The organism is Streptococcus mitis subsp. hohhotensis, assembly GCF_020089495.2.
GTDB lineage: Bacteria > Bacillota > Bacilli > Lactobacillales > Streptococcaceae > Streptococcus > Streptococcus hohhotensis.
Genome location: NZ_JAIRCA020000002.1, coordinates 24,251 through 36,381, shown reverse-complemented (window position 1 = coordinate 36,381; position 12,131 = coordinate 24,251). Strand labels below are relative to the sequence as shown.

Sequence of the window (12,131 nt, the reverse complement as noted above, 5' to 3'; positions counted from 1 at the left end):
ATCCCTATTATTTTACCATAAAATCTACTTAGATTCAAGATGTAGGGTTACTTTTCTTTCCTTGGGACAATACTTTAAAACCTCAATCTTGTCTGGATGGGTTTTAGAATTTTTACTAGTTAGATAATTGATACTACCACAAGAGGAGCATTTTAGATTAATTTTTACTCGCACTAGATTTCCTTTACTTTTAATAATGTTCGAAATTGAAGCAGGTTAAAGAGACAACTAAAGGCAACACAAAGGCTTGTCGCATAAAAGACAGCATGGTAGCCAAATTGACCTGCTACTGCAGAACCTGCCATGGGACCAACGACACCTCCCAGATAAAAGAATACCTGATTGAAGGCAAAGACTCTCGAAATACCAGCTTTGGGCGTCATCTTGCTGAGAAGGGCATTAACTCCGGGAATCAAGGCACCGGTTCCCAAGCCAAAGAGGAAACGATAGAGTCCTAGTTGAAGGGGGCTAGAAGCATTGGCACAGAGAAGATAGATGATAACTGAATAAAACTGGGCGATAACCAAGAGACGATGATTGCCCACCTTGTCACCTAGCTTGCCCATGATTCCTGCACTCATCATACTGGAAAAGCCCATACTGGATACAATCAAACCAGACACAAAGAGAAGATTTTCTGTTTGACCTAAGTCGCGCACATAAAGTGCTAAAATAGGGCCAATTGATTGGGCTGAAAATTGGATGACAAAACTGGTCAGAAAGAGGTTGACCAAGAGATAGGGGTATTTAACTGAGGTAAACAATTCCTTTGTTGGGATGGCCTTTTCCTTGGCTACTGGTTGAAAATCTTCCTTAATAAAGCAAATAGTCAAAATAGCAGCTAAGAATAGAAAACTACCAACCAGTAAGAAAACAGTACGAATGCCAAATAATTCTGCGATAAAGCCACCAATAAAAGGACCAGTTAGAGTACCTGCAACTACCCCTGTAGACAAAGTACCTAAGGCAGAGCCTGATTTTTCCTTGGGAACCTGACTGGCTATCAAGGCCGTTGCATTGGGAACAAAACCCGCAAATACACCGTTTAGTAAACGGAGAAAGATTAACCAATAAATATTTGGGACAAAGGCTAAGCCTCCCATAGTGATAGTCATGGCCAGACCAGCACGAATCATCATGGGTTTTCGACCGTATTTATCAGCAAGGATACCCCAGATAGGAGAAAAGAGCGCCGCGGAAATGGCAGAGACAGAAATAGCTAAACCTGCATAAAAAGCAGCTTGATCACTCCCTACACCCAGATTTTCCACAAAGATAGGCATAAAAGGCACAACTAAGGAAATACTGGCTCCTGTCAGAAAATTACCAAACCAAGCAATGCGCAGATTATCCTTCCAGTTAATCTCTGTCATCTTGGCTACTCCCTTCAAGAAGGATACGAACCTGAGTGAGAAGCTGATCCTGATTTCCATTGTTATCTAGAACATAACTGGCTAAATCTTTCTTTTTCTCTAAAGGCCACTGGGCTGCCAGACGAAACTCAGCTTCATCTTTGGACAACTGGTCCCTTTTCATTAAGCGTTCTACTTGGACATCTCTATCCACATAGACCAACCAAGTCTCATCAAACCAAGCGCTGTAGTCCTGCTCAAAAAGTAGGGGAATATCCATGAAGAAAATCTCTTCTGTCTGAGCCAACTGGTCTCTCAAAGTAGCCAACTCTTCACGAATAATCTCCCCTTGGGTTTGCTTAGACCATTCTCGCTCTTCAGAATTTGAAAAGATGAGACTAGCTAGGAGAGAGCGATTAAGTTCTCCGTTTTCTAGAATGATTTCTTGGCCAAAATGCTGGACTAAAGCCTGATACAGACGACCACCAGGTTTCTGTAGTTGGTGGACGACTGCGTCGGCATCCACTACTTGAAAGCCTTGCTTTCTTAGAAAATTTGTCACGGTTGACTTACCAGAGGCAATTCCCCCAGTGATTCCGATGATTTTTCCCATCAGCCCCTCCTTTGGCACTGAGGACAAAAGTGAGTTCCTCGTCCGCCTAGTTGGATTTTCTCAATGATGGTACCACAGCGTACACATTCTTGACCAGCCTTGTCATAGACCTGATGAAAATCCTGCATGGTTCCGTCTTCCCCAAAGGCATTGGTATAAGTCCGAATGGTGGAGCCACCTTTTTCAACAGCCTGGCCCAATACAGCAATGGTCTGGTCATGAATGGCTGTCGCTTCTTCTGCTGTCAAAGTCTGGGAAGGTCTGGCTGGATGAACCTGAGCTCGCCAGAGAACCTCATCCACATAGATATTGCCAAGTCCAGCTACCAAGGTCTGGTCTAGGAGATGGGATTTGATAGGCTTTTTGGACTTGGCAAGGGCAGCTTGAAAGACCTGCAAATCAAAGTCTTGTTCGCTTGGTTCAGGACCTAATTTCTTAGAAATAAAGTAGGCGTCTAAAAGGTCAGGAGCCAAGAGTTCCATAGTACCAAACTTGCGTACATCCTCATAAACAAGCGTGCCACCATCCTCAAACTGGAAGAAAACATGGGCATGTTTGCGTTCAGGTGCTTGGTCTGGATAGTAAAAATACTTGCCCTCCATCCGCAAATGGGAAATCAAGACCTTGTCTGTCAGATAAAAAAGCAAATATTTTCCACGGCGTCCCATTGACTTAACAACTTGATCAGGCACTTCCTTTTGAAACTCGTCCAAATCCGTTTTAATCATCTTGGGATAGCGAATATCAATGCTAGAAATCTTTTTACCCAAAATCAATTTTTCTAAGCCACGACGAACAGTTTCAACCTCAGGTAATTCAGGCATAAATCCTCCTTCTGTAAAAACAAGAAGCAGGCATGAGCCCACCTCTACTTAGTATTCTTTTTCATTATAGCCAAAGTCAGCTAAATCTAGCTTTTTATCGCGCCAGTTTTTCTTGACCTTGACCCAGGTTTCTAGGAAAACCTTGTCCCCTAGCATAAGTTCGATATCACGACGGGCCATAGTCCCAATTTTCTTGAGCATAGCGCCACCCTTACCGATGATAATCCCTTTCTGACTATCCCGCTCAACCATAATAGTTGCACGAATGTGAACCTTGTCTGTCTCTTCATCTCGTTTCATAGAGTCAACCACTACAGCAACTGAGTGCGGAATCTCTTCACGAGTTAGGTGCAAGACTTTCTCACGAACCATTTCTGAAACCAAGAAACGTTCTGGATGGTCTGTGATTTGATCAGACGGGAAATACTGGAATCCTTCGTCCAGATTTTCACTCAAAATATCCACTAGACGAGAAACGTTATTCCCTTGAAGAGCTGAGATTGGAACGATTTCCTTAAAGTCCATTTGATTACGGAAATCATCAATCTGAGACAAAAGCTGGTCTGGGTGAACCTTATCGATCTTGTTCACAACCAAAATCACAGGAACCTTAGCAGCCTTGAGACGTTCGATAATCATATCGTCCCCTTTGCCACGCGCTTCATCAGCTGGAACCATAAAGAGAACTGTATCTACTTCACGGAGAGTGCTGTAGGCGGATTCGACCATGAAATCTCCAAGTGCCGTTTTAGGCTTATGAATCCCTGGTGTGTCGATAAAGACAATTTGCTCCTTATCAGTCGTGTAAATTCCCATAATTTTGTTGCGCGTTGTCTGCGCCTTGTCACTCATGATAGCAATCTTTTGCCCCATGACATGATTTAAAAAGGTTGACTTCCCAACATTGGGACGTCCTAAAATGGCTACAAAGCCTGATTTAAATGTCATAATTTCCTCTTACTGTTTAAAATAATAGATCCCAGATTCGTGGGAGAAAAATCAATGCGCCTGTTAAGGCTGCGAAAAGAGATACCACTAATACCGCGCCAGCCGCCATATCCTTGGCATTTTTAGCCAGCATGGAAAAGTGATAGTGACTGGCCAAATCCACCACATTTTCAATAGCAGAATTGATAATTTCAAAAGCTACTACCAAGAAAATGCTCAATAGGAGAAAGAGCCATTCGATTCGTGACACCTGAAAAACTAAACCTGCAAGAATGACTACAAGAGCCGTCACTGCATGTTTTCGCATATTGCGTTCTTCCTTGATGGCAGTAAAAATTCCTGTGAGAGCAAATTCTAAACTAGATATCAGGTCACGATTTTTCCATTTTCGTTTATTGTCTTGTGAGTCCATAGGCTGTCAAAATTTCTTCTTGTAAACCGAACATCTCCGCTTCTTCTTCCGGAGTGTAGTGATCATAGCCATTGATATGTAAAAAGCCGTGTACTGCCAAGAAGCCCATCTCACGCTCAAAGCTGTGACCGTATTCCTCGGCCTGCTCATGAGCCTTATCAATAGAGATGAAAAGTTCCCCAATATAGGCATCAAACTCAGACATCATCTCTGACAATTCTGGATTTTCAAGCAAATCCTCTTCATCAAAGGCAATATCCAACTCTGGTTTATACTCAAGGCTGATGACATCTGTCGGACGGTCCGTGTCACGGTACTCCAGATTGAGTTCATGACTACGCTCATTAGTCACAAAAGTGACTGCCATCTCCTTGTCTTCTTTTCCTAATTTTTGGGCTGCAAATTCCAAAATTTCTTGGGTTTGTTGCAACATTTCTTTTGAAACCTGACCAGTTTCATCTACCATTTCAATATACATGTGCTTCTCGTTTCTCTTTACTTGGCTTTATTATACCACATTTCCATGATTTTATTCTACCTTTTTGATATAATACTATGGAATACAATCACAAGGAGAGAACGATGTCATTTGACGGATTTTTTTTACACCACATGGTTGAGGAATTGCGAAGAGAGTTAGTGAATGGTCGCATTCAGAAAATCAATCAACCTTTTGAACAAGAGTTGGTCTTGCAAATCCGCAGCAATCGCCAAAGCCATCGCCTGCTCCTTTCTGCGCATCCAGTTTTTGGTCGCATTCAGCTGACCCAAACAACTTTTGAAAATCCTGCCCAACCTTCTACCTTTATCATGGTTTTGAGAAAGTATTTGCAGGGTGCCCTGATTGAGTCGATTGAGCAGGTGGAAAATGACCGAATTGTAGAAATTACGGTTTCCAATAAAAACGAGATTGGAGACCATATTCAGGCTACCTTGATTATCGAAATCATGGGGAAACACAGTAATATTCTACTGGTTGATAAGAGTAGTCATAAAATTCTCGAAGTCATTAAACACGTCGGCTTTTCACAAAATAGCTACCGCACCTTGCTGCCTGGGTCGACCTATATCGCTCCGCCAAGCACGGAATCACTCAATCCTTTCACCATCAAGGACGAGAAACTCTTTGAAATCCTGCAAACACAGGAAACAACAGCTAAACATCTTCAAAATCTCTTTCAAGGTCTGGGACGTGATACGGTAAATGAATTGGAAAGCATTCTGATTAGTGATAAACTATCTACTTTCCGTAACTTTTTCAATCAAGAAACCAAGCCATGCTTGACTGAGACTTCCTTCAGCCCAATTCCTTTTGCTAATCAGGTGGGAGAGCCTTTTGCCAGTCTTTCTGATTTGTTGGACACCTACTATAAGGACAAGGCTGAGCGCGACCGTGTCAAACAACAAGCCAGCGAACTCATTCGCCGTGTTGAAAATGAACTTCAGAAAAACCGCCACAAACTCAAAAAACAGGAAAAAGAGTTACTGGCGACAGACAACGCTGAAGAATTTCGTCAAAAAGGAGAATTGCTGACAACCTTCCTCCATCAAGTACCTAACGACCAAGACCAGGTTATCCTAGACAACTACTACACCAACCAACCAATCACGATTGCGCTTGATAAGGCTCTAACTCCCAACCAGAATGCTCAACGCTATTTTAAACGTTACCAGAAACTCAAAGAAGCTGTCAAATACTTGACTGATCTGATTGAAGAAACCAAGGCAACCATTCTCTATCTAGAAAGTGTGGAAACCGTCCTCAACCAAGCTGGACTGGAAGAAATCGCTGAAATTCGTGAAGAATTGATCCAAACAGGCTTCATTCGCAGAAGACAGCGGGAGAAAATCCAGAAGCGCAAAAAACCAGAACAATATCTAGCAAGCGATGGCAAGACCATCATCTATGTCGGACGCAATAACCTGCAAAATGAGGAACTTACCTTTAAAATGGCCCGCAAGGAGGAACTTTGGTTCCATGCCAAGGACATTCCTGGAAGCCATGTTGTCATCTCAGGCAATCTTGACCCTTCCGATGAAGTCAAGACAGACGCGGCAGAATTAGCCGCCTACTTCTCTCAAGGTCGCCTGTCAAATCTGGTTCAGGTAGATATGATTGAAGTCAAGAAACTCAACAAACCAACTGGTGGAAAACCAGGCTTTGTTACTTACACAGGACAAAAGACCCTCCGTGTCACACCAGATCCAGAAAAAATCGCATCCATGAAGAAATCCTGATTTTACTTGAAATCAGGATTTTTAACTTATACTCAATGAAAATCAAAGAGCAAACTAGGAAACTAGCCGCAGGCTGCTCAAAACACTGCTTTGAGGTTGGAGATAAGACTGACGAAGTCAGCTCAAAACACTGTTTTGAGGTTGCAGATAGAACTGACAAAGTCAGTAACCATATATAATCCAAGGCGACGTTGACGTGGTTTGAAGAGATTTTCGAAGAGTATTACTACTCACTCAAATCATATCCAATTATAGGACTAATCTTTGCCACCTAGTTTCTCGTTGATTTTCATCATCACACTAGCAATTTTTTCGCCCCAATAAGGATCTGAGGCATATTCCACATTCATACCAGACGCCTTGTTTCCAAGGAAAGTTCTGCCCCTATCGATATAATTTTCCTTAATCCACTTGGTGGCACCTAAAATTCCCTTATCCACATCATCAAATGTCTTGGCAGAAAGGTAAGGGGTCGTATCATAGGCTGTAATTCCAAAGAAATTATTCTTATCTTTGGCAATCTTGCTACGTCCCCAATCACTTTCTAAAGCACTATGGGCAAGGAGATAGAGGGCATTGATATGGTAATGTTCTTCGGCTTCCTTAAAGGTAGCTCCCTTGTTTTCCAAGAGACTATTGTCAATATTTAACAGACTAAATACCTTATCCAAGTCTTCAGCACTATAGTTTGTAGCCTCTGTCAAATCTTTGAAAAGGAAGGGGATTTCAAGGTTAAAACCATCAAAATGCAGCCCATCTGCCGAATAATATTTCTTGCCTACTTCCATATCAGAAAGATGAGAAGCTACTGGGATACTAGCATTCTGAGCCACATAGTGATAAAAACGATGTCCATCACTCTCATAATAAGGGATAAAATCCTTACTAGCATCTAGCGCTTGTAAATCTTCTGTTTTCATGTAGCCTGACAAACCAGAAATAGTAATAGCCAAGCGCTTGTCATCACTTTTTCTATCCCTATCTAGCCAGACGACACTACCTTGCGATATATAGGAGAGCTTTTTACCATCTACATTATAAATATTTGCTGTGACAGGCACTACTTGATAGTAAGCAGCATTTTCGTTTGTAGCTTTTTCTCCAAGCCATTTACCGTCGCTTCCAAGCTGATAACCATCTACAGTCTCATTTTTCGCCATGTAGCCACCAGATTTGAAGTAGTACCAGGCTTGACTTTTAGAATCGTATAACCATTCTTTCTCAGTCATTTTCCCATCAGATTTTATATAAAACCAAGATTCCTTATCCCAAATCCATTCATTCACTGCCAAATAGCCACCGGATTTTAGATAATAATAGTGACCATTTTCGAAAATCCATTCTTTATCAGCATGATTTCCATTTGCTTTGATGTAAAACCAAGATTGGTATTGTTTGTCATAAAGCCAACCTTGCTGTACTTTGGCACCACTAGCATTCACATAAGCCTGCTCAATCCACTGACTTGTTAGTAAATAACCGCCAGATTTAAAATAATAGTCCTTGCCCTTAATTTGGAGCCATTCTTTCTCTGCGTGTTGTCCATCTGCTTTTATATAAAACCAAGCGTCGTATTGAGAATCATAGACCCAGTCTTCGATTACTTTGGCACCTGTTGCACCAACATAGGAAGTTCCTACCCAAGCATTTCTTTTCATCTTTCCATTTTGGTCAAGATAATAGAGGACTCCCTTGTCTTCTACCCATTCTGACTTGGCCATATAGCCACCAGATTTTAGGTAAAAATAGTCGTCACCTTGTTTCAGCCATTCATTTTCAGCGTAGTTTGCATCTTCTTTTATATAAAACCAAGATTGATAGTGAGCATCAAAAACCCACTCATTGGCTGCTTGACTCCCATCTGCTTTCAGGTATTGTTTTCCTTGCCAAGTACCATCACTTACCATTACACCCTCTGGACTAGCTAAGAAAAATAGCAGAGCTAAAAAAACAAATCTCAATTTCTTCATAAACTTTCTTCCTCTGTTCTTTCTACTTTATTGTATCAAAATTCTCTATAATCAACATTACAAACTAATAAAAAATCAAGAACAGATTGATTGCAGTTTACCTCAGAGACTCTTTTACTTCCTTGCGTAGATCTTCCAGACTGCTAATGCCGTATTTGTCCATGACTTTTGGCAGATTTTCAATAATATCAGGACAGGCATATGGATTGGTAAAGTTGGCTGTTCCAACTCCGATGGCAGAGGCTCCAGCCAGATACATTTCTAGGGCAGCTTCTGCCGAATCCACTCCCCCCATTCCAATGATGGGCAGGTCTGTAGTTTGGGCGACTTGGCGGATGAGTTTGAGGGCTACTGGAAAGACTGCTGGACCAGACATTCCACCTGTTCCATTGGCCAAGATTGGTTTTCTGGTTTTGAGGTCAAAGCGCATTCCAACTAGAGTATTAATCATGGTTAAACCACTTGCTCCCGCATCTTCTGCAGCTTTTGCGACAGTAACGATATCGGTCACACTAGGAGTTAGTTTAACATAAACTGGTACATCAGAGGCTTCCACAGCTGCTTTCACCACATCATAAGCCAGATCAGGATCTTGACCAATCAAGAGTCCATGATTACAGTGATCTACGTTGGGACAAGAAATATTGAGCTCAATAGCCTTCACATTAGTTGCCTTGGAAATACCATGAGAAACAGCCGCATACTCTTGTTTTGAAAAACCAGCTACATTGGCAATGATGGGAAGATTTGGATATTCTCTTTCCAACCACGGTAGCTTTTCAGCCAAAACAACTTCCAAACCAGGATTTTGTAAGCCAATTGCATTGAGCATACCAGCGGGTGTCTCTGCCACCCTTGGAGTTGGATTGCCAAAGCGTGGTTCAAGGGTCGTTGCCTTAATCATAATGGAACCTAAAAGATCTAAATCATAGTATTTGGCATACTCCTGGCCAAAACCAAAACAGCCTGATGCTGGAATGATCGGATTTTTCAAATCCAAGCCTGCTAGAGAAACTTGTAAACGATTTCTAGTCATGATTTTCTCCTTATAATACAACTGTTCCTGTTCGGAAAACAGGCCCATCTTCACAGACGCGTTGACTGACCGTCTCGCTTTCTGGTACTTTTAGGACGCAGGCATAGCAAGCTCCCATCCCACAAGCCATACGAGATTCCAGAGACAGATAGGCCCTTGGGTGGTCATAAAAGGTTTGATTGATATACTTCATCATTCCAGGCGCCCCACATGAGTAAACAGCATCAAATTGATTGTCTAAATCCTTGATAACAACGGAAACATTTCCCTTGATACCATAAGAACCATCATCTGTCGTTACAAAGACTTGACCATATTGAGCTAATTCCGTCTCTAAAATAACAGCATCCTTATTAGCAAAACCGAGCACAGTTACTACTTTCACTCCACGCGCATGCAATTCCTTGGCCACCTCAAGCAAGGGTGGAACACCAATCCCACCACCAACGAGGAGTATCTGGCTCTGCTCATCTAGGTCAGACAAATCAAAACCATTCCCCTGAGGCCCCATCACATCAAGAGTGTCTCCCTGACTTAAGGTTGAGAAAATAGCTGTCCCAGCCCCTTCAATCCGATAAATGAGATGACACTGCTTGTTTACCTTATCAATAGACGAAATTGAAATAGGACGACGCAAAAGATGGGCGTCATCAGGCACACGTAGATGTAGAAATTGGCCTGCTCGCATACCTTCAACCATTTCCCCTTCTAGGACTAATTCAAAGATTTTTGGTGCGATTTCCTCCTGTGCTACCACCTTCATGGTTTCCAATCGAATTGCACCCAAACGTTTCTTACATGTGGGATTCATGACTTTTCCTCCTTAAATTTTAAGGGAACCAGACAAAGAAAAGACCTTGCTAGTGCAAGGCCTCAGTTAAAATCGTACAACACAAGAGAGCACACTCAAAAAGTCTCCTCTAGAAAATTGCACTATTCTTTTATCTGACACCTTGTGAGTCTCTCTGGACTCCCCTTAAAGGTTAAATTTTTATTAGTATACTCTTTCAGCTAAAAAAAGTCAAGTAGAAAACGAACATTCTACTTGACCACACGAGATTATTTTTCACGAATGACTTCGACCTTGTAGCCATCAGGGTCTTTGACAAAGTAATAGTTAGGTGCAGTTCCTGGTAGACCATTTGGCTCAGTCACTTCATATCCTTTGGCACTGTGCTCTTGATGAAGCGCTTCAAGATCAGGTGTGCTGAGGGCGATATGGGCAAACCCATCTCCAACCACATAAGGACCATGATCGTAGTTATAAGTCAACTCCAACTCATAGTCGTCACCCTCAAGTCCTAGATAGACAATTGTGAAGGCATGGTCTGGAAAATCTCTGCGACGCAATTCTTTAAAACCAAAAGCATCTTGATAAAATGCGATTGATTTTTCAAGATTTTCTACTCGCAAGCAAGTGTGTAGCATTTTTGAAGCCATTTTTTCTCCTTTATTTTTAAAAAGACTGGGACAATCCTGTTCCAGTCTTATCTGTTATTATTTACCAAGTTTTGCTTTAGCTGCATCTGCAAGAGCTGTGAAAGCTGCTGCATCGTTAACAGCCAAGTCCGCAAGCATTTTACGGTTAACTTCGATCTCAGCCAATTTCAAACCATGCATCAATTGTGAGTATGAAAGCCCGTTCATACGAGCTGCCGCGTTGATACGAGTGATCCACAATTTGCGGAAGTCACGTTTTTTCTGACGACGGTCACGGTATGCATAGTAGTAAGAGTTCATTACTTGTTCTTTTGCAGTACGGAACAAGATGTGTTTAGCTCCATAGTAACCTTTTGCTAATTTAAGAATACGTTTACGACGTTTGCGTGATACAACGCCACCTTTAACACGTGCCATGTTTTATTTCCTCCAAATATTTCCTAGAATTGTTTACTTACAGTCAAGCTATTATTTCAAGCGAGTAAGCATTGCTTTGATACGTTTGTAATCTCCTGAATGCACCATAGATGCTTTACGAAGATGACGACGTTGTTTCTTAGTTTTTCCGTGGAAACGGTGAGAAGTGTAAGCACGGAAACGTTTAAGTCCACCAGAACCTGTACGTTTGAAACGTTTAGCTGATGCGCGGTGTGTTTTTTGTTTTGGCATGATTTTTTCTCCTTTATTTAACTTTCTGACAATTATTTTTTGTCAGTCGCTGGCGCCAATTGCATGAACATTTGACGTCCATCCATTTTAGCACGTTGTTCGATGATGGCAATATCTTGAGTTGCTTCAGCAAACTCGGCTAAAACTTTTGCACCAATCTCTTTATGGGTAATCATACGACCCTTAAAGCGAATAGATACCTTAACTTTATTTCCTTTTTCAAGGAATTTGCGTGCATTGCGAAGTTTTGTATCAAAGTCACCCTTGTCAATAGTTGGACTTAGACGAACTTCTTTCACGGTAACAACACTTTGTTTTTTACGTTGTTCTTTTTGCTTCTTCTGGTACTCAAATTTGAACTTACCGTAGTCCATAATTTTTGCAACAGGCGGTTTGGCTTGGGGTTGAATCAATACTAGGTCAACATTAGCGTTATCAGCCAAAGCTTGCGCTTCACTGAGTGGCTTGATGCCTAGCTGTTCTCCTTCAAGACCAATCAAGCGAACTTCACGTACACGAATCTCATCATTGATGAATAAGTCTTGCTTTGCTATGGTTTTCACCTCTTTTGTTTTATTAGAGAAAAACAATAGCGGACTCGTAAATATACAAGCCCGCACGTTATGATA

General features: G+C 41.7%; 15 protein-coding genes and 1 other annotated feature (1 of these 16 cut by a window edge). Of the genes, 1 reads left to right on the top strand and 14 read right to left on the bottom strand.

The window, feature by feature from the left end; all coding sequences use genetic code 11:
* Window positions 1-24: 24 nt before the first annotated feature.
* From rpmG to ybeY, 7 genes are read right to left on the bottom strand one after another with little or no spacing between them, the layout of a single operon-like run.
* Complete coding sequence (rpmG, locus tag K4Z77_RS01215) at window positions 25-174, bottom strand: 50S ribosomal protein L33 (RefSeq protein ID WP_001809104.1); 150 nt, start codon at window positions 172-174, stop codon at window positions 25-27.
* The gene (gene pmrA, locus K4Z77_RS01210; RefSeq protein WP_224218196.1) at window positions 174-1,373 is read right to left on the bottom strand and encodes a multidrug efflux MFS transporter PmrA; all 1,200 of its coding nucleotides are present in this window, start codon (window positions 1,371-1,373) and stop codon (window positions 174-176) included. The genes rpmG and pmrA overlap by 1 nt, the downstream gene beginning before the upstream one ends.
* Complete coding sequence (gene coaE / locus K4Z77_RS01205; protein WP_224218195.1) at window positions 1,360-1,965, bottom strand: dephospho-CoA kinase; 606 nt, start codon at window positions 1,963-1,965, stop codon at window positions 1,360-1,362. Before coaE ends, pmrA begins: the two co-directional genes overlap by 14 nt.
* A complete protein-coding gene (gene mutM / locus K4Z77_RS01200; protein WP_224218194.1) occupies window positions 1,965-2,789 on the bottom strand; it encodes a DNA-formamidopyrimidine glycosylase in 825 nt (274 codons plus the stop codon). The genes coaE and mutM overlap by 1 nt, the downstream gene beginning before the upstream one ends.
* 48 nt (window positions 2,790-2,837) lie before the next feature.
* Entirely contained in the window at window positions 2,838-3,737 is a 900-nt protein-coding gene (era, locus tag K4Z77_RS01195) for a GTPase Era (protein ID WP_216731191.1), read from the bottom strand.
* A 16-nt stretch (window positions 3,738-3,753) separates the two neighbouring features.
* A complete protein-coding gene (locus K4Z77_RS01190) occupies window positions 3,754-4,149 on the bottom strand; it encodes a diacylglycerol kinase family protein (protein ID WP_000378170.1) in 396 nt (131 codons plus the stop codon).
* On the bottom strand, window positions 4,130-4,627 hold the full coding sequence (gene ybeY, locus K4Z77_RS01185; protein WP_224218193.1) for an rRNA maturation RNase YbeY: 498 nt from the start codon (window positions 4,625-4,627) through the stop codon (window positions 4,130-4,132). The genes K4Z77_RS01190 and ybeY overlap by 20 nt, the downstream gene beginning before the upstream one ends.
* Before the next feature lie 104 nt (window positions 4,628-4,731).
* On the opposite strand from ybeY, the gene pavA reads away from it, so the two are divergent.
* Complete coding sequence (pavA, locus tag K4Z77_RS01180; protein ID WP_224218192.1) at window positions 4,732-6,387, top strand: Rqc2 family fibronectin-binding protein PavA; 1,656 nt, start codon at window positions 4,732-4,734, stop codon at window positions 6,385-6,387.
* A gap of 257 nt (window positions 6,388-6,644) precedes the next feature.
* Here the strand turns inward: pavA and K4Z77_RS01175 are convergent, their stop codons facing one another.
* From K4Z77_RS01175 to infC, 7 genes are all read right to left on the bottom strand, one after another.
* Window positions 6,645-8,357 (bottom strand): glucosaminidase domain-containing protein, encoded by a 1,713-nt coding sequence (locus K4Z77_RS01175; RefSeq protein WP_224218191.1) that lies wholly within the window; start codon window positions 8,355-8,357, stop codon window positions 6,645-6,647.
* Between the two features lie 97 nt (window positions 8,358-8,454).
* Window positions 8,455-9,441 (bottom strand): dihydroorotate dehydrogenase, encoded by a 987-nt coding sequence (locus K4Z77_RS01170; RefSeq protein ID WP_224218190.1) that lies wholly within the window; start codon window positions 9,439-9,441, stop codon window positions 8,455-8,457.
* Window positions 9,404-10,204 (bottom strand): dihydroorotate dehydrogenase electron transfer subunit, encoded by an 801-nt coding sequence (locus K4Z77_RS01165; RefSeq protein ID WP_224218189.1) that lies wholly within the window; start codon window positions 10,202-10,204, stop codon window positions 9,404-9,406. Before K4Z77_RS01165 ends, K4Z77_RS01170 begins: the two co-directional genes overlap by 38 nt.
* Before the next feature lie 248 nt (window positions 10,205-10,452).
* Entirely contained in the window at window positions 10,453-10,833 is a 381-nt protein-coding gene (gene gloA, locus K4Z77_RS01160; RefSeq protein ID WP_000157153.1) for a lactoylglutathione lyase, read from the bottom strand.
* 57 nt (window positions 10,834-10,890) lie between these two features.
* Window positions 10,891-11,250: a 50S ribosomal protein L20 gene (gene rplT, locus K4Z77_RS01155; RefSeq protein ID WP_000124834.1), complete on the bottom strand. Its 360-nt coding sequence runs from the start codon at window positions 11,248-11,250 to the stop codon at window positions 10,891-10,893.
* Between the two features lie 51 nt (window positions 11,251-11,301).
* Window positions 11,302-11,502, bottom strand: coding sequence for a 50S ribosomal protein L35 (gene rpmI / locus K4Z77_RS01150; RefSeq protein ID WP_001125943.1), 201 nt, complete (start codon window positions 11,500-11,502; stop codon window positions 11,302-11,304).
* Window positions 11,503-11,534: 32 nt separating this feature from the next.
* Window positions 11,535-12,065 carry a translation initiation factor IF-3 gene (gene infC, locus K4Z77_RS01145; protein ID WP_000848180.1) on the bottom strand — a complete coding sequence of 177 codons (531 nt, stop codon included), beginning with the start codon at window positions 12,063-12,065 and terminating at the stop codon, window positions 11,535-11,537.
* A gap of 15 nt (window positions 12,066-12,080) precedes the next feature.
* Window positions 12,081-12,131, bottom strand: a sequence feature (ribosomal protein L20 leader region); it runs 81 nt beyond the window's last position.